Here is a 24,812-nt window from a genome sequence, read left to right as displayed (position 1 = left end):
AGGATCAGTGGCAAGATAAATTCCCCGGATAAAAGTGACTGCCCAACCACTGACCAATCGTGTTCAAACCAGGTTCAAATTCTTAAATCATTGATTTCCAGTTGTGAATAATCAGGAGGTATTACAGGAATGCTGCCGGCAGATTGCGCTCCGGATGGGCTGGGGCCATAGCGGCGACTGGCAGCGGGGCGATTTTGAAACCCTCAGCGCCCGCATCCAGGAGGAAACGGGAGTGCTGCTCAGCGTTAGTACGCTTAAACGCGTTTGGGGTAAAGTGAAGTACGACAGTATGCCTTCGATCACCACGCTCAACACCCTTGCCCGTTTTGCCGGGCATGCCGGTTGGCGGGAGCTGAAGCAGCAGCTCTCCGGTGGCGAACCCGATGAAAAGGACGCCCCGCTGGCAGGAGCACCTCCCCGCCGGAAGCCTTTAATATGGGCTGCTGTACTCATGCTGGTATTGCTGGCGGGCTGGCAGGGGATGCGCTGGCTGAAAGGGCAGCCCGTCCGTAATAAGGGCGCTTTTAGCTTTTCCATGGAGCCCCTGGCGAAAGGGATTCCCAATTCCGTGGTGTTCCATTACGATGCAGGTGCCGCGGGAGGTGATTCGGTATTCATTCAGCAGTCGTGGGACCCGAAGCGCCGCTTCCCCGTACCCTCCAACGGCAAAGTCTATACATCCATATATTACTACCCCGGCCACTTCAAGGCCAAGTTGCTAGTAGGCCGCGATATCGTGCAGGAGCAGGATCTAATTATTCCTTCAGAAGGCTGGCTTACCGCCGTAGAGCAGGAGCCCGTGCCGGTGTATTACCCCGCATCAGAAACGATCCGCGACGGTGTATTGCGCCTTACACCACAGCAACTGGCAGCCCGCAACATTAACATGCAGCCCAAACCACCGCTGGTGAAGATGTATTACATCGATCACATGAAGAGCCTTAGTGCCGATGATTTCATTCTCGAAACGGAGTTGCGCAGCGAATACATACAAGGCTCCGCAGTTTGCGGCGGTATCCGCATCGTCATTCACGGTACGGTTGGCGCTTACATCATTCCCTTAGCGAAACCCGGCTGCGTGGGGGATATGTCCCTCATGGTAGGTGATACCATGTTCGTAGCCATGGGCACCGACTTATCCGGCCTTGGCTGTGAGGTAAGCGAGTGGGTGAAAGTGCGCTGTGAAGTGAAGGGGCGCGATGCCCGGATATTCGTTAATGGTAAGGAAGCGTTCCACTATAAGTACGTTAAGCCGGCAGGGGAGCTGGTAGGCATCAGCTACCGCTTCGATGGTACCGGCGCCGTTAACTCCGTTCAGTTCTCAAAGACGGATGGGACGGTGGTGTTTGGGGAGGAGTTTTAGCTTTTCGCCATGCTACCCGCAAGGTCAGCCTCCCAGGGAGAGGCTTTTTCATATGAACTCTCCCATCAGAAATAGCACGCCAATATCCTGCTGTATTTATTCCACATTCCTCCCACTTACAGCCAGTAAATATAGCTGCATAGTTTGCCCTGTATTAGCAACCCACGCATTATAATCTTCCATAGCCGCAAGGCGCTCCGCTTCAGTGATGTATCCGTCATTTACCAGCTGTACCCCGCGGGAGGCGGCTACTTTGGTCCAGATGCCGGCGGTGGCTTCCCAGTCGGGTGTACCGGTGGTGGAAGTTTCATGGCAGGCCTGGGTGGTGATGTGGGTGAGACCGGTTTCACGAAAGAGGTGCAGCAACCGATCGGCTATACGGTTATCGAACCCGGCATCGGTCCGCCATTGCAGGAAGGCATCGTAGAAGCGGCGCATGGATGTCGGAGGGGCAGGGTCCCAGGTTATCTTTTCATGGTTGTAATCGAGAATGGCAATCATCCCTCCGGGGCGAAGGAGGGCCTTCATGCTGCGGAGGGTTTGCAGGGGATCAGGGAGCCATTGCAGCACCCGGGCAGAAGTGATGAGGTCAAACTTTTCTGCGGGCGCGTAGGTATGGATATCGGCTACTTCAAACTGTAAACCCTGCACTCCGGCAAAGTTATGCTGCGCCTGGGTGATGAGGGCTTCTCCTGTATCAATACCCGTTACGGAGCCTCCGGGCGCTACGCGTGCCGCAATACCGGATGTAATGGCACCGGTACCGCATCCTGCATCCAGTACGCGCATGCCGGGTTGCAGCAGGGGCAGCAGGTTGTGGTTGTCGGCTTCAACGGTTCTGCGGTCGAGTACGGGTGCGGTGCCTTCGGGCATACGTGCCCTGCCGGTAGCAATGGGTTCACTCATGAATAAGGGTTTGAGCTTTCAAATTACAGTCTTTTTCCCATTAATTCACCTTCAGGAAAGGGATCGAAAAAGGAGAGCTTATGCAACGTCAGGAAGTACAATGAATGCGGGATTGTGGGCTATAGTGTGGTAGCTGAAAGAGTTAATGAAGGAGTAATTGTAAGAAATTCAAGGGAATTGGTGACGTTAGTATTATTTCTTCAGTAACCTGTCGCGCAGGAGCCGCTCCAGTACGGCCTCCTTCAACGTGCGGGAAAGCGGCACCTGTACCTTTCCCAGCTCAATTACATTGCCTTCAATGCCGGTGATCTTCGCGGAGTTCACGATATAGGATTTATGGGTCTGCAGGAATGGAGGATCGGGGAGATGATCCAGTACTGATTTGAGAGTGGCATGGGTGATATGCGTGCCTTGCGTGGTATGGATACGCACATAGTTTTCCATTCCTTCCACATATAGAATATCAGCCCATTCAATGCGTACCAGCTTCTCATCGGTACGGATGAAGAGATGATCGGGTACGGTTGATTGTGGTTGTGATGCCAGCAGATCATGCGCGCGGTTCACGGCTTTCAGGAACCGGTCGAAAGGGATGGGCTTCAGCAGGTAATCCACCGCTTCCAGCTCAAAGCCTTTCAGGGCATATTGTTCGAAGGCCGTAGTGAAGATCACTTTGGGCGGGCGGGGCAAGCTTTTCAGCAGATCGATGCCGCTGATATACGGCATTTCGATGTCGAGGAAAAGAAGGTCTATTTCCTGTGTTCGCAGCAGCTCATTGAGCGCCACGGCATCTTCACATACGCCGGCCAGCTCCAGGAAAGGGATCTGCTCCACATAACCTTTCAGGCCTTTACGGGCCTGCGGTTCATCGTCGGTAATAGCGCAGCGTATCTTCATAATTCGATTTTTAAAGTCACGGTAAAATGATCCGGCTGGTTATCTATGGCCAGACTGTGCCTGCCCGGATAAAGCAGCTCCAGCCGCCTGCGGAGGTTCTCCAGTCCGATGCCGCCTTCCTTCCCGGTAGTGGCAATAGCAGGTTTGGCATTGGCTGCGGTAAAGCGGATGGCATTGCCTTCCAGTGCAGCTTTGATATCTATCCAGTAATCTCCGCCTGCGTATTTGAATGCGTTTTCGACCAGTGGCAGCAGGAGTAGCGGGTAGATGTGTTGTGCATCCAGCTGCGGATCGAAGTGTACATTAAGGCGCAGGTGCTCGTTCATCCTTTCGCGTTGCAGGCCGATGTAGGCTTCGAGGTGCTGCAGTTCACGGCTTACCGGTACGGTTTGCTGGCGGTCGTACAGCTGGTAGCGGAGCAGGTCGGATAGGGCGGTAATGGTATGCTTGGCCTGCGGCACATCATCATCCATCTGGAAGTACACGGTGTTAAGGGCATTGAACAGGAAATGCGGATGGTATTGCGCTTTGAGGAAACGTAACTCCGTCTGCAACCGGTCGTTATTGATCTGCTCTATCAGCAGCTGCTGCTCATAACTCCTGCGCACCCATGCATTGCCACGGGCTATGGCATAATACAATAACAAATACAATGCGGGGATCAGGTAGATATTAATCACATCATACCACTGGCAGCCATCATCCGTAAGCGCCGCCATGGGAATCAGCGTTACCGACGAAATCAGTTCTATATAGAGAAAGGCTTCCGCCATTTCTTTCAGCGGTGCGCTGCGGCCGGAGCGGAGGTGCTTCTGCAGCAGGCGGCCCAATACGTAAAAATAGAAGTAGTTGAGGGTAAGACAGGTACCTATCTCTATGGCATTGATACTCCAGTGCCGCTCCCAGAAGCGGGATTCGGAGATCACATCGTTCACCAGCCGCATGCTGGCGTAGATGCAAAGTCCGTACAGGGGAGGGAAGAACCATTTCCAGTATCTGCCTTTCATATCATTCAATTTAAATCAATTTCAGGACATCTGCGGCTGCGCTACAGGCTCTTTTACCTGCCGCTTCGTCACCTTCATTCCCATGAGGAAGCGCACCCAGGCAAACGGCCTTATGAACAGGTGAATGATGAGCACCGATGCCAGCAGGGAGGTGATGGTGACGAAGATATATTTCATGCCGATGGTATCATCGGTTTTTACCACGTAATAGGCGATGATGACGATGATGGTCTGGTGCAGGATGTAGAACGGGTAAACCGACTGGTTCACATAATCCGGCACGGGCCGCAGGGCGGAGAGGTACCGTTTCCCATAACCCGTTATCGCCAGCACCCACATCCACGACAGCAGGGGCCACCGCGCCAGGTACAGGTAAGTAACGGGGTTGGTTTGCCAGTCGGGCAGCCAGTTTTCCAGTTCAATATCGTTCCACCGCAGATAATTGATGCCCAGCAGCAGGATAAAGGCCATGGTAAGTGAAACCCTGCGGTTCCGCTCCAGGCTTTCCATGAGTGCAGGCTGCATCATACAGATGAACCCTGCAATCACAAACAGCATCCAGTACAAGAAATAGCAATAATCGTGGATGAGATCGTTGGTGGAAGGGTAAGGCAATACCATGGCAGAGAACCAAATAACAGAAGGTACAATAAGCCAGTACACCCGGTACCCTTTTGCCAGCCAGCGGAGCTTTTCCGCGAAGGCTTTTCCTTTGGGGGATACGGCCCAGGCAAAGAAGGGCGCCAGCAGCAGATCGTACAGGAACAGGTAAGCGATGAACCAGAGGTGATGCCAGCTGAAATTCCCCGCAGGGTATGGCTCAAACCGCAGCACCGATCCGTAAAAATCAAGGAAGTTTCCCGTAAACCCCTGCGCCACCCGCTCCATATACACCTGCGGCGGTACAATGAGGAACATGCCTGCCGCCAGCGGAATAAACAGCCTGCGTAACCGCAATCCCACAAACTGTCCTGCCGTACGCCGCCGCATCATAAACCAGGTTACCGCCCCGGAGATAAAGAACAGCAGATGCATGCGGAAGCGGCTCAGCCAGAAAGCGAACTCCGACAGTACCTCACTGCCCGCGGCATTGTTGATATGCCAGGGATCATCGACCATAAAAGGCCGGGCGGCATGGTAAAGGAGCACTCCGGCAATAGCGGCAACGCGGAGCCAGTCGAGGTAACTTTGGCGTTTAAATGTTTCCATACGGCAGGATTTGCTACAAACTTACCCGCTCCCCGTATGTTATAGCCCCTCCGATTGACCATCCGCACCTGTGCTTTGACCAACTGCATCAACCGTTACCTGCTTAGAAGGGTTTTAAAGCTGCAACAAGGAGGAAAATGGGGCGGCGGGTTTCGTCCTGCATCTCAGGATATGCGGCGAGGATTTCTGCCGTAGGCTGCGGCTCGGCAACGGATTGCAGTTGGAACCCGGCTTCGAGTAAACCGTTAAGCAGCGCTTCCAGTGTACGGTGATATTTAGCCACGGTATGGCCTAGGAAGGTAGTATGGCGGAGGCCCTGGTCCTGGTAACGATCCACCGGCCAGTGAAGGCGTTTACCGGCTGCATCGGTGTACCAGTCCTGCTGCGGAAGGGCGGTAAAAATGGGATGCTCGGTAGAGAGCACGAACGATCCGCCGGGCTGCAGGCAGCTGAAAACCTTACGGCATACATCGGCATAGGGTGCTACGTAATGCAGGGCAAGGGAACTGAGCACTACGTCAAACGAACCTGCGGGGTAATCGATGTCTTCTATGGCGAGGCGGCGGTAAGTGATGGCCTCGTCGCTGGTAGCCTGCCGCGCCTGTTCCAGCATCTTTTCTGAAATATCTATCCCGGTTACCTGCGCTGCACCCTGCTCGCGTGCGTAGCGGCAATGCCATCCGAAACCGCAGCCCAGGTCGAGCACGGTTTTCCCTTCCAGCGGCGGCAGCATTTTTCTCAGGACAGACCATTCGCCTGCCGCGTTCAGGCCCTGTGTGGAGCGTGGCATCCGGCTGTACTGAAGGAAGAATTCCGGGTCGTCGTATTTGTTTTGTTGCATGGCGTCAGCGTTTCGGTATGGGGCAAATATAGGGTATTACACAAACGGAAAACGGCCCCCGCAATGGGGGCCGTTGCCTTACAGTGTAGGTAAACTGGTATCAGACAAACCGCAGGAAGCGGAAGGTTATTTTTACGGAATGGGTCTCATAGTCGCAGCCCACTACGCTTCTACTTTTATAGAGGGTGCCGGTGAAAACACCTTCAATCGGCTCATTGGCATTGCCTACTTTGGAAATGATGAGTTTTCCGGCAGAATGTTTCGAAACCGGCTGCCCGCCCACTTCTTCACAGAACATGGAAGCCATGAAATCGTTAGTGCTCTTTTGTAAAGTCACGTAAGCTTCGGTGACTGCTCCGTTCTGCGGACCACAGGGCCATGTCCCGATTTTGGGATTTGTAAGCGATACCTGGCAGTTGAAGTTGTTAGGCGCTTCCACATCAAAGAGTGCCAGATCGTTATCATAGTTGGCAAACATGGCCTGTTGGGGAGCGATCATGATTACTTCCCCGTCTATTTCAATTTTCATAAAAGTGGCAGCAGCTTCCGGTACCAGCTGAATGGGCTGGCGGAGTACAAGCTTTTCCGGTTTACGGATGCCGTTGGGGGAATTGGGGTCTTTCAGTCCGATGAGGCCTTCCAGCGTTACTTCCACGATGGCGGTGGTAACACCGGTTACGGTGGCGGGCGCTTTGTACACGGCATTCCCCTCGATACCGAAAGGGTTCTTCTGGGCGGTAACCGTTCCCGGGCCGCTGAGTACTTTCCAGCCGGTGGCGCGGGTTACATACTTGTCGTGTATCATGGAGTAATTGCTGACCACGGTACGGCCAAAAGTGGCATCATCTACCTTATGCTCGATAGGTGCCAGCAGGGAATCCTGGTTCAGGTTGATCTCCTGCACACCACAGCGGAGCGCTACTTCCTGTCCGGCCCTGATCTCGGTTTTAGCCGCAAACAGCTCGAACTGTTCGTAGAAAGCGAGGTCGCAGAAGTGCGTTACCGGCGCGGTTACGGTATGCGCAGTTTTGTTGAGCGAAGTGGGGAGAGGGCGCCAGGTGCCGTCTGCCGTTTGCCAGGCCAGCATGAGCATCTCTTCGCTGCCTGCTGTAAGGGCGGAGGGCTCGTAGGCAATGGTAACATTCACCGGCTTGGTAAAGGTCACGTTTTCGGGGAGGAGGCGGTAGGCAACCAGGGGCCTGTCGGGCCGCAGGGTATTTGATACTGCCTGGATACTGAAGTTCTGGTCTCCGGCTACGGCGCCGGCGGGGACCTGGATACGGACTTGTCCGTCGGTTGATTGAAGCTGTCCACCCGCAGCACCGATCACGGCGGTGGCAACGGTACCGGCTACTGCGCCTTTGGCGGTAGTGAACGGTTTACCGGTAGGGGGCGGCAGGGAAGGGCCGGGTTGTTCCACTTTCGGTTTTTTGGAGCAGGAAACAACGGTCAACAGGGCTAAAGCCCACAAAGCATGGCGGATCATAGGGGGTAATTATTGGTTTCAGGTGCAAAGCTATCTGGTATGCCCGGTTGCCACCAGTGCCCCCGGCCTCAAACAGCGTTTTATATGTCTGAAGCTACCTTTTTGAAGGGGCATCAATCGAATGGAACGGTTAAATCGATGGCTGAAATGTATGTATGGGGAGATTGATTCCGGAGCTTATTGTATTTTCATAGGAAAGACATCCCTATGCATTTTCTATTCTCCCTGTTAATGCTTGCCCTGCCGCAGGAGAATCATCCGCCAGACGGACGGTATACCTATGATGTGGTGTATGCCGAATGGGATAAGCGGGCAAAGGGCCAGCATGTAACTGTGGTGATCCATGGCGATTCAATTCGGGTGATTCATGCCGCTGGTACACTGTCTGGCAAGAAGGGGGAGGTGATTGATTCTGGGATCATTATGAAGCACAAACCCACAGGCAAGTGGATCATCGGGCGGGGCCCGGCTGACGCACATGCGAAAGAGGTTGGAGGCTGCTCAGATGGACCTGCTGTGATTGACTTTAAGAAGAAGCAATTCCATTTATGCTGATGGCAGGGTTCTTGCTGCAAACTGTACATGAAAAACCTGCTGCCATTCCTCGTCCCGGCCATGCTGCTGGCCGCCTGCCATGCAGGCCCCCGTACCAGTAATTCCGATGCGGTACCTCCGCCGGAAGCTCCCGTAACAGATACCGTTCCGCCCGATAGCCTGGTAACCCCCGGGAAGTCTGCCGGTATGTTTGTACTGGGAGCGGATGCAGGCCCCCAGCTCTCCCGCATGGGACGGCCCGACAGTGGAGATGCCGCCATGGGCAAAGCACTCGCCATCTGGAAAACAAACGGGTATGAAACCGCACTTTTTACCGAACGCAATATGGGGGTAGATGACACCTCCCGTATCCGCATGTTCCGCACCACACTCCCCGGCTACCGTACCTCCGGCAAAGCAGGTCCCGGTTCCCCACTGGCCGATCTGGCCCGCAACTTTACACTTACGCAAACCGCCTGGTATCCCGAAGGGACAGACACCGTGCGGGTACTCACCGCACCCGAAGGCATCTCTTTCGAAGTAAACCAGAAAATGTTCTGTACCGGACTGATATTGCACGCACCCGGAGCAGACCCTTCCTCATCGTATCTGCCATTCCACCCAGGCGCCATGAAGCCCGCAGCGGTGAAGCAGCCTTAAGCTGCTTTCGTGTATGGATCCCTGTTAAGCATTTCCATTTCTGGTTCCCAACTGTTTATCTGCTGCTAAATCTCACCGTTACTACATCCTTCCGGGATTAGGCATTGCCGTTTCGTGCAATGGCTGTTGTTATTTTTATCCTGATTACATGAGAATTACAGGAAAATATTTTCCTGCGGAAGGGATGTAATCCCCGGCTATGGCCTGTTTGCAGCACACCGGCAGGACAGTGCAGGACGCGCGGGCAGGATGGAGCAGGTTGCAGAGACGAATTTATTCGAGTATTATTGATTTGTTGAGTGGAAAAATAGAGATGAACGGATATGATATGAAAAGTTAAGGAAGCCTGCAGCGCCTGCAAGAACTGATACGCAGCGAAATATGATGGCAGGGGCAGCATCACGATCCGGAACAGCAGACATGAAAATTTCACAGTTTTGCCACGTATGAAAATCAGTGCGCCATTTTAGCTAAGGGGGCAGCACCAACTATCGCTTATTCTTACTGTATGTATATATCCGCTATCCGGCAGGCCGCCGGTATCTGTATGCTTTTGTCTTTCCTGCAGCCTTTGCGTGCGCAGGAATCTCCGGAAAACTATTCCGCCACGCTGCCCGCAACGGACGCCCTCGGCCGTAAGCTCCCCGTTAGCGCTGCCGCCGGCCCGGTAAAGAAAGATAAGTTCGTCGGCATCTTTTACTGGACATGGCATTACCATCAGGACAAACTGGCGCCGCACAATACCTCCGCTTTCTTAGAGAAATATCCGGATGCCATTCATAATTACCGCCACCCCAAATGGCCGGCCAATATCATGAACTTCTGGAACGAACCCCTCTTCGGTTTCTACACCAACTCCGATAAATGGGTACTCCGCAAACATGCCGAAATGCTGGCAGACGCCGGGGTGGATATGATCATGTTCGACTGCACCAATGGCGACCTCGTATGGAAGCCCGCTTATATGGCGCTGTGCGAAGTGTTCAGTCAGGCCCGGAAAGATGGTGTTCGTACCCCACAGATTGCTTTTATGCTGGGTTTTGGCCCAAGCAAGCATACCCTGAGCGCCATCAACCAGATCTACAACGACCTCTACAAACCAGGCCTCTATAAAGACTTATGGTTCCAATGGAAAGGGAAGCCCCTCATCATGGCGTACCCCGATAATATCGAAGATCCCGAAATCAAAAACTTCTTCACCTTCCGCCCCGGCCAGCCGGTCTACGACAAAGGCCCCCAGCGCAACGATCACTGGGGCTGGCTGGAAATCTACCCGCAACACGGCTTCGTTAAAAACACTGATGGCAGCTACGAGCAAATGACGGTTGGCGTATCCCAGAACTGGACCAAAGCCAACGGACTTAGCGCCATGAATATGCCCGGCGCTTTCGGCCGCAGCTATACTGATAAAAACGGCCACGATACCCGGCCCGGTGCGCATAAGTACGGCCTCAACTTCCAGGAGCAGTGGGACCGTGCCCTCGGTCAAAACGTAGAACTCGCTTTCGTTACCGGATGGAACGAATGGATCGCGGGGAGATATGAAGTATGGCAGGGCCAGGCCAACGCTTTCCCCGATCAGTTCGATAACGAGCATAGCCGTGATATAGAGCCGATGAAAGGCGGTCATGGCGACAACTACTACTACCAGCTGGTATCCAATATCCGGAGGTTCAAAGGCATGCCTGCAGAAGCGAAGCCTTCCGCACCGGCAACCGTAAAGATCGACGGGCGCTTCTCCGACTGGGGCCGCGTATTGCCGCTGTACCGGGCGCATAAAGGCAGCACCATTCACCGCGATTCAGACGGCTTTAAAGGCACGCACTATACCAATAATACCGGGCGTAACGATCTGGTGGCTGCCCGCGTGGCACGCGATGCACAGAATGTTTACTTCTATATCGAGACGGCCGCCCCGCTCACGCCCCATACTGATCCTTCATGGATGCGGCTGTTCATCGATACCGACAGCGATGCCAAAACCGGCTGGGAGGGTTACGACCTGATGATTAACCGCAATGCACCGGGTAAAAAAGCCATCCTCGAAAAATCTGTATCGGGGTGGAACTGGAGCAAACAGGCCGAAGTGGAATACCGGTATGAAGGTAACCGCCTCGAGCTGCGCATCCCCCGAAAATTCTTCGGCAGCGGGCCGCTCCGCTTCCAGTTCAAATGGTCGGATAATATGCAGGAAGATGGCAACATCATGGACTTCCTCGTAAATGGCGATGTAGCACCCGCTGGCCGTTTCAACTACGCTTTCTCAGAATGATCCACGTATATCGTCAACAAATCCACAACATGTAAAGAAAAATTGTCCACGTCATGATGAAACTGAATACTCGATTCCGGGTAACATGCTCCATGTTCCTGGCGGTAATGCTTTTTGCCTTACCGGCCCGGTCGCAAAACAAAATAACCGTCACGGGAACGGTGGCCGATTCTGCCAGCGTTACGCCGCTGCCCGGGGTAATAGTACGGGTGCTCAATGGCAGCGCCGGTACACAAACCGACCCCCTGGGGCGGTATACCCTGCAGGTGCCGGCCGATGCCGTACTGGTTTTCAGCCTCATCGGCTACCGGCAGCAGCAGCTGGCAACAGGTGGCAGAACCACCCTGAACGTCCGCCTTTCCGCTACCAACGAAAGTCTCAATGAAGTGGTAGTAGTAGGCTACGGCCAGCAGAAGAAGTTATCCGTTACGGGCGCCGTATCCTCTATCGGTTCCGAAGACCTCCGGATGACCACTTCCGCCAGCTTAGCCGTAGCCCTTGCAGGAAAGCTTCCCGGCCTTACATCCATCCAGTCTGCCGGCGGCCAGCCCGGCCGCGACGATGCTACCCTGTACCTCCGTGGCGTAGCTACCACCAACGGCGCCAGCCCGCTCATCCTCATCGACGATGTTCCGCGCGATAACATCCGCACCATCGACCCCAACGAGGTAGCCACCATCACCATTCTGAAAGATGCATCGGCAACGGCGGCGTTCGGGGTGAGGGGGGCCAACGGGGTGATCCTCATCACCACCAAACGCGGACAACCCGGTAAAGCAGAGCTGAACCTCAATGTAGACCAGAGCTGGGCATCATTTACACATGAACCGTCGCGCCTCCATTCTATCGATTACATGCGCCTGCGCAACGAGGCATCGAAGAACGACGGTATTACCGAAGCGCCTTTCCCGGAAAACGTAATCGCCAAATACGAGAACCCGCTCGCAGGCCTTGATCCCAACGATCCTGATTATGAAGCAAAGGCCGCCGTGCGCAGGTATATGTATCCCGATCACGATTATTACCGCGAGCTGATCAAACGGTTTGCGCCGCAAACACGCGTGAACCTCGGCATCCGCGGCGGTACGGAAAAGGTGAGCTATTTTGCCAACGCCAACTATCTGCATCAGGGCGGTAACCTCAACGTGGAACCAAAGTCGAAGCTGGGTTATGACCCATCGGCAAAAATGGACCGCTGGAGCTTCCGCTCGAACCTCGATTATAAGATCACCAATTCCCTCAAAAGCTTCCTGAATATCGGCAGCTATATAGAGCGGGTGAACATGCCTTCCGCAAACGTTTATCCCAACAGCAGTACAGACTGGATGATCTCCGACCTGATGTATCAGGCGCAAACGATCATCCCCATCACTCCCGGCCCCACCGCGCTCCCGGGCTTCGGTGTTCCGGAAGGCGCTATCATCGACCCCGGTTACCTCGACCGTTCCGCTTTCGAAGTGATGAACCGCCAGGGCTACCGCAACGAGGTGCGTTCCAATCTCAACAGCTCCCTCGGACTGGAATGGGATCTCGGCAAGCTGATCACACCGGGGCTGAGCATGCGTGGCATGATCTCGTTCGACTCCCGCGGTACCACTGCCATGCAGGGCAGCAAGCTGGAACCGCTCTACCTGGCGCAGGTGAACTATGCTACAGATGAGATGATCTATTCCGTGAAGCGCACCGGACAGAACCGTCTTTCCCTCGTTAAAGGTGCGGATTCACGCTACAATATCAACATGCAGGGGCGCATCAATTACGCCCGCCAGTTTGCCCGTAAGCACGATGTAACCGGTATGGTGCTGGCGCAGCGCGATTACTGGGAATCTACCGGAGGGGAAATCCCCTTCAACGTGATCGGTGTGGCAGCAAGGGCTACCTATGGCTACGATAACCGTTACTTCGCTGAGCTGAACGCAGGCTACAATGGTTCCGAACAGTTTGCTCCCAGCAAACGCTTCGGTTTCTTCCCCGCTGCATCTCTGGGCTGGGTGGTGAGCAACGAGGCGTTCCTGAAGGGCAATAATATCGTCACCAACCTGAAGCTGCGCGGCTCGTATGGTAAAGTAGGGAACGATAAAATGGGCGGCGCGCGCTTCCTGTACCAAAGCAATATTTCCATGGGTGGCGGTCCGCTGGGAAGTCTTGGCCTCGGCCAGGGCGTAAGCCAGGGCCTCCTGGGCAATCCTGAAATCACCTGGGAAGAAGCACTGAAGCAGAACGTGGGCATCGACCTCCAGCTTTTCAGCGACCTCACCATCACCTTCGATTATTATACCGAAGACCGCAGCAAGATCCTCATCACCCGCGGTACCATCCCCGCCATCCAGGGCGTGCCTTTGGGCAATATCCCGAAAGTGAACCTCGGGGAGATCTATAATAAAGGTTTCGAGATCGAACTGGAATATCACCGTCAGCTCAACCGCGACTGGTTCGTTCAGTTCCGCGGTAACTACGGCACCAATAAAAACGAAGTGCGCTTCATCGACGAAGCCATCAACGATGAGTCCTATGCCTACCGTCTTCGCCGCACGGGCTATCCGCTGGGGCAGCACTGGGGCTATGAAATCGACCGCAGCAATGGCAACGGTTTCTTCAATTCGCAACAGGAGCTGGACGCTTACCTGTCCAAAACATCCTATGGCTTCGGCAGCCCGCGTGTGGGCGATTTCATCTATAAAGACCTCAACGGCGATGGTGTTGTGAACGATAAGGATATGCAGCCGCTGCGCTACACCCACATCCCCGGCTTCACCTGGGGCGCTACCTTCTCCGCTACCTGGAAAATGATCGATGTAACCGTGTTCTTCCAGGGTGTAGGTAAATACACGGGAAGGTATGCAGATAATGGCGTGTATGAGATCATCAAACAGGGCACATTCTTCGACCTGCACCACAATGCCTGGACGCCGGAGCGCTACGCGGCAGGGGAGCGCATCACTTATCCCGCCCTCAGCACCAAGTCTAATACCAACTTCACCGCCAACGATTTCTTCATCACCAACAGGGCCTTTACCCGCCTGAAGAATGCGGAAGTGGCCGTTAATATCCCGAAATCATGGATCAGCCCCATCGGGTTGCGCACCGCACGGGTGTATGTAGGCGGACAGAACCTCTTCACCTGGTCTAAAAACTTTGTGATGACGCACCTGGACCCGGAGGCGAATAACGCGATCGGCTACCCGATCACCCGTACGTTTAGCGTCGGTTTCAACACCTCCTTCTGATCATTCAAACCAGTTTAACATGAAATCGATATATGCCTTTATACTGATGTGCGCCGTGGCGGCCGTTTCATGTAATAAGGCGCTGGATATGGCGCCGGATGGAAAGCTGGCCATGGACGAGATATTTGCCGACAACGATAAAGTAGCGGCCTTCCTCAATTCCTGCTACGGCAACGTACCCAGCAAAGGACTGGGCTACTTCTTCACCTCACGCGGCCCCGTAAACCTCAGCGATGACTCCTGGGATACCGATGCCGAAGCCGAGCCTACGCTCATTTCCGGGAGGATGTATAATGGCGATGCCGCACCAGGTGCGCACCCGCTCGATAATCCCGCCTCCATCGACCAGAACAACGGCAACTACTGGAACCGTTACTGGAACTCCATCGGTAACCTCAACCTGTTCATCAGCCGCATCGATACGGCCACGGTAACCGATCCCCTCCAACGCAGCCGCTGGAAAGGAGAAGCCCATCTGCTCCGCGCGTTTTATTACACCGAGCTGTTGCTGTGGTACGGCCCGTCTGTACCCATCGAAAAAGTGCCGCACAAGTTCACCGACGATTTTTCTAACCTGAAAAAGGCTTCCTATTACGAAGTGGTGAAGTTCATCATGGAAGATTGCGATGTGGCACTGGCTACCAACGAGCTGCCCTGGCGCATTACCGTAGATGCGGAGAATGGCCGCTTTACCAAAGCCATGGCCGCCGCCATCAAAAGCCGCATGATGCTCTTTGCCGCCAGCCCGCTGTACAACAAAGGGCAGGATCATTGGGAAGAAGCCTACAACGTCACGAAACAGGCCCTGGCCACCCTGCGCGCCAATGGTTATGAACTATATAACAAAGTAAACCTGCCGCATCTTTACCTCGTGCCCGATGCGCACCTGGGGCCAAACCTCAACCCGCATACCGCCCTGTACAACGAATATTTCACGCAGGCCATGAAGTATGGTGATAACCCGATCGATAAGGAAACCATTTACCAGCACCGCAGCAACACGGGCAATATCTTTCACGTAGATGGAGTAGGGGCGCAGAACGGGTATAAATCCGGTACCTGTCCCACGCAGGAGCTGGTGGATGCTTATGAAACCTCCGACGGTAAACCCGTGCTGAACCCGGAAAATCCTTACCTCGACGAAAAGCATACCCAGCCCAACTACAATCCCGACAATACGTTGTACAACCCGGCAGATCCATACGCCAACCGCGATCCCCGTTTCTACGCCACCATTTACTACAATGGTTCCAAACGCAAGGCACGCTGGGGTTTTGCGGAAACGCCCGAGTCTCCTGAAAACTTTCCTGCTGGCATCGGCAACCGTACCCGTATCATCACCACTTATGTGGGTGAGCCTTTCACAGGCATTCATGCTGCGAGAAGAAGTGCTACCCGCACAGGGTATTACGAACGCAAGTTCCTTTACCCTACTTCCGGCGATGATAACGGTGTGGCTGGTCCGGGCCACAAATGGTACCGCCTCGGGGAAATGGTGCTGAACTTCGCGGAAGCTGCCGCAGAGGCGGGTAAACTGGATGAAGCATGGACGGCGGTAAATGAGATCCGCGCCCGTGCGGGTATGCCCAATCTGCCTGCCGGTCTTCCCAAAGCGGTGCTCATCACCCGCATTCGCAACGAGCGCAGGGTAGAGATGGCGCTGGAAGAAAACCGCTATTTCGACGTGCGCCGCTGGACGGCCCCGGGAGGCGATCTCTCCAAAACCGATAAATGGGTTACCGCCATGGAGATCACCCGCAACGCCGATGGAACTTATACCTACAAGCGCCGCCCCGTGCGGGAAGTGGAACGTAAGAACTACACGGCGAAGTTCCTCTACCTGCCCCTGCCACTGGACGAGGCCAACCGCCTCCGCTCCATCACCGGGCAAATATGGCAAAACCCCGGCTGGTAAGCGCGGGATAGTTTTCTGACTGAAATACGAATCCAAATGCAACAAAAACTTCAACATACATTCGCTCTGGCGCTCGCTGCAATATTCGCCTGCGCTGCGATCCCTGCCGCTGCTCAGCAGGCTAACGGGACCGTCCGCTCCGGCCGTATCACCGACGCGCAGGGCCGTCCGCTTGCCGGTGTTGCCGTTCAAACCATGGATGGGCGCAATGGTACCTCTACCGGCACTAACGGCCAGTACCAACTGACCGTCGAAAATGATCAGTTGCCACTTACCGCCTGGATGCGCGGTTACCGCCGCGATACCCTGCAGCCCGGCGCAGCAACTGATATCGTTTTAAAGAAAGATGTTCATCACCTCGATGAGCCCGTATACCTCGGTTACACTTCCACTACCAGACGTGCGCTCACCGGCGCAGTGGCCACCGTGTCCGGCGAGGAGCTGGAGCGTGCGCCTGTAGCCAACCTCAGCATGTCGTTCGCAGGTCGCCTGCCGGGATTGTTTACCCACGAAGCCAGTTCCGAACTGTCGCGCGCTGCTACGGATATGTTTATCCGCGGCCAGTCATCCGCCCGCAAGCAGGGCCCGCTGGTGATCATGGATGGTACCCTCGTTTCCTACAACAGCCAGCAAACACTGGAATATATCACCGCTTCCGAAATCGAATCCGTGTCGGTACTGAAAGACGCGGCGGCGCAGGCGCTGTACGGCATACAGGGTGCCAACGGCATCATCGTGGTAACAACGAAGCGTGGTGGAAAGGGACCGTTAAAAGTGGATGTACGGCTGGATCAGTCCGTTCAGGAAGTAACCACCCGCCCCACCTGGTACAACTCCTACGAATACGCCTCCATGCGCAATCAGGCGGCTAAGAACGACGGCCGTGGTGATTTCGCCATCTTCAACGAAGCGCAGATGGAGGGCTTCCGCACGGGTTCCGACCGCAACCTGTATCCGGAAAATAACTGGTACGACCGCTATATGCGCGATTTCGCGCGGATGGAGCGGGTGAACGTAAGCCTGAACGGAGGTAACGACCGCGTGCAGTTTTTCTCCAACCTCAACGTCATGCATCAGGGTGGGCAATGGAATATCGATACCGACAAGTACAAGTCGGATGCGAATAATATCTGGGCCAACTACCGCTCTAACCTGGATATGAACCTGCACAAATACATCAAAGCTTTCCTCCGGCTCAGCGGCAATATCAAACGCGAGCGTACGCCGGGTTCAGGCAATTCCACCGTGTATTCCAGCCTGTTCCAGATGCCGTCTACTACATACGGCCCGCTTACGCCCCTCATTACTGGTTCTTCCGGCAAAACGAATGCAGGCGATCAGGTGGTGACCACTGAAAAGGTAGGATCTCCCACTTACGGAATGCTCAACCGATCGGGCTATTACCGCCACACGGTGGTGAACATCAACTCGCAGGTAGGCGTGGAGGCCGATCTGTCGTGGCTCACAAAAGGGTTATCGCTGACGGGCACTTTTGCTTATCAGACAAATTCAGTGGGCAGTCTTTCCACTACCCAAAACTATGAACGCTACATGCGTACCGACCGGCGGGATACGCTGGCTTTCGTGAAGAAAGGCGGTGAAACCAATACCCCGCTCAGTTACGGTAAAACGCACAGCTACTATTATAACCTTACCTATCACAGCCAGCTGGATTACAGCCGCGATTTCGGGAAGCATCACATAGGCGCTACTGCATTCGGCTACTTCCAGAACCTCACTACGGCAGACAATGGCGCACCCGGCATGTTGCCCTACAACCGCCTGAGCCTCGGCGGGGAAGTGGCTTACAGCTACGGTGGTAAATACTTCCTGCAGTTCGATCTGGGCCGTTCCGGCTCCGAGCAATACGCCCGTGATGTACGCTTTACTACCACGCCCGCTGTATCTGCCGCATGGCTGGTAACAGGGGAGCGGTGGATGGAAGGAGCGAGCTGGCTCAGCCTACTCAAACTGCGTGGCTCCTGGGGTAAAACCGCGAACGACCGTACCGGACTTTCCCGCTTCGCTTACCTCGACAACGTTACCTTCGGCGGTGGCGGCCCCCTTGGTTACCTGCAATACAATATCACAGAAAACCTGGTAGGTAACCCCGGCATCCGTGCGGAAGTATCCACGAAGCGCAACGGCGGCATCGATCTGGGCTTGTTCAATGCCATCCACATCACGGCCGATGTATTTAATGAAGAAATGACCAATATGGTGGTGGGGGCAGTGAATAAGATCCCGCAGTACCAGGGCATTCCGCTGGGTAACTATCCCCGTACCAATATGGGAGTGTTCAGGAACAAAGGATTTGAAATTTCCGCTTCTTTCAGCAGGCAGCTCAACCGCGACTGGGGCCTGAATATCGGCGGATGGTTCGCGCAGCATAAGAACACCATCGTGAGCTGGAATGAAGCGAAGCGTGCGGCGGATTATGCCTACCGCAACTGGGAAGAAGGGTATTCTCTGGGTACAGAGTTCGGATATGTGGTAGACAATTCAAACGGCAACGGCTATTTCAACTCGCAGGAAGAGATCACCCGGAGCGGGCTTACCTATTCCTTTGGTACCCCGCGCCCCGGCGATCTTAAATATACCGACCTCAACGGCGATAAGATCATCGATCAGAAAGACAAAGCGCCCATGGGCTACGGCAGCACACCGCGGCAGCAGTACGCCATCAACGGCGGGGTGAAGTTTCGTACACTGGAACTGAACTTCCTGTTCCAGGGCACCGCGAAGTACGCCACTTCATACTCCGGTATGGGCGTCCGGGAAACGGAGTTCGACGGGGTATACGGCTCCATCCACCGCAATGCCTGGACGGCCGAGCGCTATGCTGCGGGTGAGCCCATCTCGCATCCCGCACTGTCTATGATCAAAACGGTCAATCATGAAACCAATACCTTCTATTTCTACGACCGTTCGTATCTGCGCCTGAAAAACGTGGAGCTGATGTGGACGCTGCCGGAATCGGTATCTAAAAAGCTCGCGGCGCAAAGGCTGCGTGTGCTGCTCAGCGGACAGAACCTGCTCACGTGGGATAAGCTGCCCACGTCCGACTTCGGGCCTGAAAGTGGTGGATACGGAGCTTTCCCGGTATACAGGGTATTCAATGCAGGCGTTCAGCTGCAATTCTAATCACAGCATCGATGACGTGTTAAAAATAACGACATGAAAAAGATATTCCCCTTCCTCCTCGCTGCCGCCGCACTGGCCTGTAACAAGCAGCTCGATCTGCCGCAGGACGGCCGCATCACGCTGGGAGAAGTTTTTAACGATTATGATTACACGCGCGGTTACCTCAATTCCTGCTATGGCTTTGTGCCCGGTCCGCATGTAGACCGCTCGTCTTTTACCGACGAGGCGCAGGATTGTGACGACCTCACCGCCAATTCCCGCTACCGTGCCTGGTATGCGGGAGATGTAACTGCCTCCAGCTACGCGGGGCAGTCGTCAGACGGGCAGCCATGGCAGCGCCTGTTCGAAGGCATCCGCAAAACCAATGTATTCCTCAACGGTATCCGCGATGCCAATATCGTGGCATCTCCGGAAGAGCGTAACTCCTGGGTGGCACAGGCACATACCCTGCGCGGACTGTACTACTTCCAGCTCATCAAACGCTACGGCGGTGTTCCCATCTTCGATAAACCGCTGCCCATCGGGTACGATTTCTCGAAGGACCGCCGGGCTAAGTTCTCCGAAGTGGTGGCGTTCATTATCAAAGAATGCGATTCGGCACTGATGGTGCCTGTGGGCCGGCCGGGCTTCAACTGGGATATTTACGAGAATCAGTACGGCATCATGACCCGTGCGGTGGCGTATGCCGTACGGTCGCAGGCTATGTTGTATGCCGCCAGTCCGCTCTGGAACGATGGTTCCTACACCTGGCAGCAGGTAGCTACGGCCACCGGTGAAGCGCTGGGCCAATGCCTTGCCAACGGGTACACCCTGTTCAACGAAGTACCCGATGCTGCCATTGCGCAGAACGGTTATGCCCTGTACCATTTCATCACTTCCAACGATATGCGTACCCGCGACAAGGAAACTATCCTGCACACCGGCGGGCAGATGGCCATGTGGCAGAATGCCGGGCTGCCCAGTACGCCAAGCATGTCCAAATCAGGCCCCAATCCCACACAGGAAATGGTAGACCGGTATGAAATGGCCAACGGCGAAGCACCCATCCTGGGTTATAGCGATGCCGACCGTTTAACGCCCATCATCAATCCTGCTTCAGGATACGATCCGCAGAACCCTTATACCGGCCGCGATCCGCGCTTCTATGCCTCCATCTACTACAATGGTGCGGTACGCAACCTGGACGCGCCTGCCGGTAAAAAAGTGGAAACATTCGTAGGCGGAGCCGAAGGCATCAATCCCGATAACCGCCGCTTTACCCGCACCGGTTATTACGTACGCAAGTTCAATAACTGGAAATCGAAACAGAATGGTAATGCCGACGGGTCGGTTCGCCTCATCCACCTGGCAGAGTTATATCTCAACTTCGCAGAAGCAGCCAACCAGGCCGTTGGGCCCGATGTGAAAGTGACTGTAGGTACGTTCAGCATGACGGCCCGCGAAGCGGTGAACGCAGTAAGGGCAAGGGTAGGCATGCCTGCCTTTCCCACTGGTATGTCGAAGGAAACATTCGACAAGAAATACCGCAACGAGCGCGCCGTGGAACTGGCCTTTGAAGAGCACCGCTTCTTTGATGTGCGCCGCTGGAAAACGCTTGCTGAAACCGATAAATTTGTAACCGGCATGCGCATCACCAATAACAACGGCGTATTATCTTACCAGCGCTTCCGGTTCGAAGACCGCTCTTCGAATACCGACCGCTTCCTCATGTATCCCATCGATCAGAATGAGGCCGACAAGATCCGTGAGCTCACCGGTGTAAACTGGCAGAATCCGGGATGGAACGAATAACGAAACCATGCATATAGCACATGAATAAGATTACCCTTACCGCCTGCACCGCCATCCTGGCCGCGCAGGCGGTTTTCGCACAAAAGCAAACCACCCCGGTGGCAGTTCCGCCGCACAGGGCCGATGAATGGGCGGCTACAGACGGACTGGGCCGAAGCATTTCTCCCGGCACTTATCCCGCCCCGCGGGATGGTAAATATGTGGGCATCTTCTACTTCATCTGGCAGGGCGCCCATGGCTACGACCGGCATGTTGCCGGCGGCCCCGGCGGCGGCGTGGTGGTGAAAACACCGGCAGATTCGGTGAGTCCGTACGATATCACGCAGCTGCTGAAAGCCAAGCCGGACAATCCCAAATACGGGCCGTTGCACGCATTCCATCACTGGGGTGAGCCTTACTTCGGGTATTACCTCCCTGATGATGAATGGGTGATCCGCAAACATGCGCAGATGCTTATGGATGCAGGTATCGACGTGATCATTTTCGATGTAACCAATGGCCCTATTTATTTGCCCATCGTTAAAAAAGTAGCGGAAACCTACCGCAAGCTGCGGGCAGAAGGAGAGGCGGCGCCCTCCATCGCGTTCATCGTGAATAGTGGCCCCAAATCTACCGTAGCCAACCTGTATAACGAGATCTATAGTAAAGGCCTCTTCAAAGACCTGTGGTTTTACTGGAAAGGGAAGCCGCTGCTGCTGTGCCCGCCGGAAGCGGTAACGCCGGAGATCAGCGCGTTCTTTTCCATTCGCCAGTCGTGGGCCTGGAGCAAAGGGCAGAAGTGGTTCGGTGACGGGAAAGACAAATGGACCTGGCTCGATCATACGCCGCAGAACTACGGCTGGCATGAATCCAAAGACAAACCGGAGCAGATCAGCGTATCCGTAGCCGAGCATCCTGTATCCAACATTGGCCGCAGTTTTCATGACGGAAAGCAGCCGGAAAAGCACTCCACCGAACGCGGACTGTATTTCAACGAACAGTGGAAGCGCGCACTCGAAGTAGATCCGGAATTCGTTTTCGTAACCGGATGGAACGAGTGGGTAGCCATGCGCTTCGCCGCCGGCAGCGCCGGGCAGGACTTCCTGGGCAAAAAAGCCAAAGAAGGCGAAAGCTTTTTCGTGGATCTCTACAACGCAGAGTTCAGTCGCGATGCAGAACCCGCCAATGCGGTAACTGCAGATCACTACTATTACCAGCTGGCCGGTTTCATCCGACAGTTTAAAGGCGCCCGCCAGCCACAGGAAGCCTCCCGGAAAGATAAGATCCGTGTAGATGGCACCTTTGCTGACTGGACGAATATCAGAACCCGCTTTACCGACGATAAAGGTGATATACAGCACCGCAACCATCCCGGATGGGGCCGCATACAATCGTATACGAACACAACCGGCCGCAATGATATCGTAGCCGGAGCGGTAGCCGCCGATGCAGACAATGTATACTTCTACGTAAAAACCGCGCAGGATATGACCGCCCGTACCGATCCCGACTGGATGCGTCTGTTTATCGAGGTGGAAGGGCAGCAGGGCCCGCAATGGGAGGGCTTCCAGTTTATCGCAGAGCCTGCTGCACAGGATGCTACATCCGCCATACTGAAGCAATCAGGTGGTGGCAATGTGTGGACCGATAAAGGCAAATTACAATGCCGGCAGCAGGGCAGCGAAATGGAAATTGCTATTCCGAAGAAGATGCTGGGTATTAAAGGAGCAGCTTACACGCTGCAGGTGAAGTGGGCTGATAATTTCCCGCTGAGCGCCGGAGCCATAGGCTGGCTGGATAAGGGAGATGCTGCACCGAATGCGCGTTTCCGTTACAGGTACGTGCATCGTTAAATTTTAGCATAAACAACCCCTTACTGCCTGGATGTACCGGGTGGTAAGGGGATTTTTGTATGTGGTAAGTAAAGTTTTTTCATATTAAAAAATATCTTCTAAATATTTCATTATCAGTAAGATGAAAAATTGGCATGGTACCACTTTCTTCCACATGCCGTTGCATTTCGCATTGATTGTTGAGGGCTAACGCGTTGAATACTTCATCTCCCTAAATTTGTCCATCGATAGCACATATGTACTAGACAAAAGCGCAAGCATGTTTCTTATAGGTTCGGCAGTTGTCAGAAGATTGTTTTACTAAATACCCTGTTTAATGACGCCTTCTTAAATTTTACAATTCGTTTTACTGATTAGCCCTGAGTTGCTATGTATCCTTTCACGGATTACGTATTGGGCGCCTTATTGCCATATCCATCTGATTAATCTTTAAATCTAAATACTCTTATGAAAAGTACCCCCAACTTCATCCGTCATCTGCTTGACTTTTTTGTGCAGTCTGATCTCGATAACGATCTGCGCCCTTCTCACATTAGCTTGTACCTTACGCTTTTCCGGTGGTGGAACGATTTTCACTTTCAAAATCCTTTCCGTATCAACCTGAAATTAATCATGCAGGCCAGCAAAATTGGCACCAAAACGTGTTTCAGGAAAAGCCTCCATGAATTGGAAGAATGGGGCTATATCAGACACTTTAAACCTGAAAACCCGGGAGATTTTACCATGATCTCGATTATGGGATTTCCCTGTTTCGAAGGTGTATTGAACACAATTCGCGATGAAATGGACGAAATGGATGAGAAATGTGATCGAAATGTTGCCGATTTCGAACCGAAACCGACCCATATAAAACAAATACAAACAGAAATACAAATAAATAAAGAAATAAGTACTCCCACGGCACTCGCCGTTGCTGCTTTTTTCACTTCCATGAGTTATCCTGAATCAGAAGCTAAAAAGTTCTTCGCTCATTACGAGGCCAATGGCTGGTTGCAGAATGGTAAAGTACCCATCACCAATTGGAAAGCCGCTGCAGATAAGTGGATGCTAAATGTCAAATTCCCTAATAAACGGAATGATGATTACCCAACTTCTCAGAACTATGGAACCCCTCTGTGATTATCCCGAAATGCTCAGACTGGTGGAAGAGCAGGGTAAAATCATCTTCGGTAGCTCCTACAAGATCCATAAGGTTGATGAGCCGGTTGTAAGGAAGATGATTACTTACTTCTTTCAGGATGTTGAGATGGCCAGAACGGAGGGTATTAGGCTCGGGAAAGGACTGATGCTGAGCGGACCGATAGGATGCGGTAAAACTGCTTTAATGCAGATTTTTACTGCCATGAGCGGTGGTGATTTTGTTCCCTGTATCGTGAATGCCGGTCAGATTGCGCTGGATTATGCAGATAAGGGTCATGTCATCATCCGGAAGTATGGAGATCAGTCTTTTCACCCTGTAACCCGCCATCCGGTAGTATACTGCTTCGATAACCTGGGAGTTGAACGCCCGATGTGCCACTATGGCCCGCCGTGTAATGTGCTGGCTGAAATCCTGATCTCCCGGGGAGAAATGGCCGCTTCGCAACTGATACTTACCCATGTTACAACCAGGATGGATGCAGTGTCTCTTGAAAAGCAATACGGAAAGGCTGTGCGTAGCCTGATGCGGTCCATGTTCAACCTGATACATTTTAGTAAGGATAGTCCGGATAAGCGTAGGTGAAAGCT

At 53.9% G+C, this 24,812-nt stretch carries 17 protein-coding genes; 11 read left to right on the top strand and 6 right to left on the bottom strand.

Annotated features, from left to right (window positions below; translation table 11 throughout):
• Positions 1–103 precede the first annotated feature (103 nt).
• A complete protein-coding gene (locus DEV76_RS23830) occupies positions 104–1,363 on the top strand; it encodes a hypothetical protein (RefSeq protein WP_157963077.1) in 1,260 nt (419 codons plus the stop codon).
• 96 nt (positions 1,364–1,459) lie between these two features.
• Here DEV76_RS23830 and DEV76_RS23825 read toward each other — a convergent pair whose 3' ends face one another.
• The 6 genes from DEV76_RS23825 to DEV76_RS23800 all read right to left on the bottom strand — a co-directional run bounded on the left by DEV76_RS23825 (position 1,460) and on the right by DEV76_RS23800 (position 7,709).
• Positions 1,460–2,269, bottom strand: a complete 810-nt coding sequence (locus DEV76_RS23825; protein WP_109700456.1) for a methyltransferase domain-containing protein — start codon at positions 2,267–2,269, stop codon at positions 1,460–1,462.
• A 192-nt stretch (positions 2,270–2,461) separates the two neighbouring features.
• Positions 2,462–3,166 carry a LytR/AlgR family response regulator transcription factor gene (locus DEV76_RS23820; RefSeq protein WP_109700455.1) on the bottom strand — a complete coding sequence of 235 codons (705 nt, stop codon included), beginning with the start codon at positions 3,164–3,166 and terminating at the stop codon, positions 2,462–2,464.
• On the bottom strand, positions 3,163–4,173 hold the full coding sequence (locus DEV76_RS23815; protein ID WP_109700454.1) for a sensor histidine kinase: 1,011 nt from the start codon (positions 4,171–4,173) through the stop codon (positions 3,163–3,165). The genes DEV76_RS23820 and DEV76_RS23815 overlap by 4 nt, the downstream gene beginning before the upstream one ends.
• A gap of 21 nt (positions 4,174–4,194) precedes the next feature.
• Positions 4,195–5,382, bottom strand: a complete 1,188-nt coding sequence (locus DEV76_RS23810) for an acyltransferase family protein (protein WP_109700453.1) — start codon at positions 5,380–5,382, stop codon at positions 4,195–4,197.
• A 103-nt stretch (positions 5,383–5,485) separates the two neighbouring features.
• Positions 5,486–6,223: a class I SAM-dependent methyltransferase gene (locus DEV76_RS23805; protein WP_109700452.1), complete on the bottom strand. Its 738-nt coding sequence runs from the start codon at positions 6,221–6,223 to the stop codon at positions 5,486–5,488.
• Between the two features lie 100 nt (positions 6,224–6,323).
• Positions 6,324–7,709 (bottom strand): hypothetical protein, encoded by a 1,386-nt coding sequence (locus DEV76_RS23800; RefSeq protein ID WP_109700451.1) that lies wholly within the window; start codon positions 7,707–7,709, stop codon positions 6,324–6,326.
• Positions 7,710–7,916: 207 nt separating this feature from the next.
• On the opposite strand from DEV76_RS23800, the gene DEV76_RS23795 reads away from it, so the two are divergent.
• The 10 genes from DEV76_RS23795 (at position 7,917) to DEV76_RS23750 (ending at position 24,807) form a co-directional block, all read left to right on the top strand.
• Positions 7,917–8,264 carry a hypothetical protein gene (locus DEV76_RS23795; protein ID WP_109700450.1) on the top strand — a complete coding sequence of 116 codons (348 nt, stop codon included), beginning with the start codon at positions 7,917–7,919 and terminating at the stop codon, positions 8,262–8,264.
• Positions 8,265–8,291: 27 nt separating this feature from the next.
• Positions 8,292–8,903 carry a hypothetical protein gene (locus DEV76_RS23790; protein ID WP_109700449.1) on the top strand — a complete coding sequence of 204 codons (612 nt, stop codon included), beginning with the start codon at positions 8,292–8,294 and terminating at the stop codon, positions 8,901–8,903.
• A 508-nt stretch (positions 8,904–9,411) separates the two neighbouring features.
• Entirely contained in the window at positions 9,412–11,175 is a 1,764-nt protein-coding gene (locus DEV76_RS23785; protein ID WP_198652199.1) for a hypothetical protein, read from the top strand.
• Positions 11,176–11,228: 53 nt separating this feature from the next.
• Positions 11,229–14,402, top strand: a complete 3,174-nt coding sequence (locus DEV76_RS23780) for a SusC/RagA family TonB-linked outer membrane protein (RefSeq protein ID WP_198652198.1) — start codon at positions 11,229–11,231, stop codon at positions 14,400–14,402.
• A 19-nt stretch (positions 14,403–14,421) separates the two neighbouring features.
• Entirely contained in the window at positions 14,422–16,317 is a 1,896-nt protein-coding gene (locus tag DEV76_RS23775; protein WP_109700448.1) for a RagB/SusD family nutrient uptake outer membrane protein, read from the top strand.
• A 36-nt stretch (positions 16,318–16,353) separates the two neighbouring features.
• On the top strand, positions 16,354–19,461 hold the full coding sequence (locus DEV76_RS23770) for a SusC/RagA family TonB-linked outer membrane protein (protein ID WP_109700447.1): 3,108 nt from the start codon (positions 16,354–16,356) through the stop codon (positions 19,459–19,461).
• A 33-nt stretch (positions 19,462–19,494) separates the two neighbouring features.
• Positions 19,495–21,252 (top strand): RagB/SusD family nutrient uptake outer membrane protein, encoded by a 1,758-nt coding sequence (locus DEV76_RS23765; RefSeq protein WP_109700446.1) that lies wholly within the window; start codon positions 19,495–19,497, stop codon positions 21,250–21,252.
• A gap of 20 nt (positions 21,253–21,272) precedes the next feature.
• Positions 21,273–23,084 (top strand): glycoside hydrolase family 71/99 protein, encoded by a 1,812-nt coding sequence (locus DEV76_RS23760; protein ID WP_109700445.1) that lies wholly within the window; start codon positions 21,273–21,275, stop codon positions 23,082–23,084.
• A 447-nt stretch (positions 23,085–23,531) separates the two neighbouring features.
• Positions 23,532–24,203 (top strand): hypothetical protein, encoded by a 672-nt coding sequence (locus tag DEV76_RS23755; protein WP_109700444.1) that lies wholly within the window; start codon positions 23,532–23,534, stop codon positions 24,201–24,203.
• Positions 24,187–24,807, top strand: a complete 621-nt coding sequence (locus DEV76_RS23750; protein ID WP_109700443.1) for a P-loop NTPase family protein — start codon at positions 24,187–24,189, stop codon at positions 24,805–24,807. The genes DEV76_RS23755 and DEV76_RS23750 overlap by 17 nt, the downstream gene beginning before the upstream one ends.
• The last annotated feature ends 5 nt before the right edge of the window (positions 24,808–24,812 follow it).

The sequence above is a fragment of the Chitinophaga deserti genome (genome assembly GCF_003149455.1).
In the GTDB taxonomy this organism is placed as follows: Bacteria; Bacteroidota; Bacteroidia; order Chitinophagales; family Chitinophagaceae; genus Chitinophaga; species Chitinophaga deserti.
Note: the sequence above shows the minus strand (reverse complement) of the source record. Positions and strands in the feature narration are given on the sequence as shown.

Coding starts and splice junctions, on each gene's coding strand:
- DEV76_RS23825 (WP_109700456.1), bottom strand. CDS start 2,269: ATGAGTGAACCCATTGCTACCGGCAGGGCACGTATGCCCGAAGGCACC.
- DEV76_RS23820 (WP_109700455.1), bottom strand. CDS start 3,166: ATGAAGATACGCTGCGCTATTACCGACGATGAACCGCAGGCCCGTAAA.
- DEV76_RS23815 (WP_109700454.1), bottom strand. CDS start 4,173: ATGAAAGGCAGATACTGGAAATGGTTCTTCCCTCCCCTGTACGGACTT.
- DEV76_RS23810 (WP_109700453.1), bottom strand. CDS start 5,382: ATGGAAACATTTAAACGCCAAAGTTACCTCGACTGGCTCCGCGTTGCC.
- DEV76_RS23805 (WP_109700452.1), bottom strand. CDS start 6,223: ATGCAACAAAACAAATACGACGACCCGGAATTCTTCCTTCAGTACAGC.
- DEV76_RS23800 (WP_109700451.1), bottom strand. CDS start 7,709: ATGATCCGCCATGCTTTGTGGGCTTTAGCCCTGTTGACCGTTGTTTCC.
- DEV76_RS23795 (WP_109700450.1), top strand. CDS start 7,917: ATGCATTTTCTATTCTCCCTGTTAATGCTTGCCCTGCCGCAGGAGAAT.
- DEV76_RS23790 (WP_109700449.1), top strand. CDS start 8,292: ATGAAAAACCTGCTGCCATTCCTCGTCCCGGCCATGCTGCTGGCCGCC.
- DEV76_RS23785 (WP_198652199.1), top strand. CDS start 9,412: ATGTATATATCCGCTATCCGGCAGGCCGCCGGTATCTGTATGCTTTTG.
- DEV76_RS23780 (WP_198652198.1), top strand. CDS start 11,229: ATGATGAAACTGAATACTCGATTCCGGGTAACATGCTCCATGTTCCTG.
- DEV76_RS23775 (WP_109700448.1), top strand. CDS start 14,422: ATGAAATCGATATATGCCTTTATACTGATGTGCGCCGTGGCGGCCGTT.
- DEV76_RS23770 (WP_109700447.1), top strand. CDS start 16,354: ATGCAACAAAAACTTCAACATACATTCGCTCTGGCGCTCGCTGCAATA.
- DEV76_RS23765 (WP_109700446.1), top strand. CDS start 19,495: ATGAAAAAGATATTCCCCTTCCTCCTCGCTGCCGCCGCACTGGCCTGT.
- DEV76_RS23760 (WP_109700445.1), top strand. CDS start 21,273: ATGAATAAGATTACCCTTACCGCCTGCACCGCCATCCTGGCCGCGCAG.
- DEV76_RS23755 (WP_109700444.1), top strand. CDS start 23,532: ATGAAAAGTACCCCCAACTTCATCCGTCATCTGCTTGACTTTTTTGTG.
- DEV76_RS23750 (WP_109700443.1), top strand. CDS start 24,187: ATGGAACCCCTCTGTGATTATCCCGAAATGCTCAGACTGGTGGAAGAG.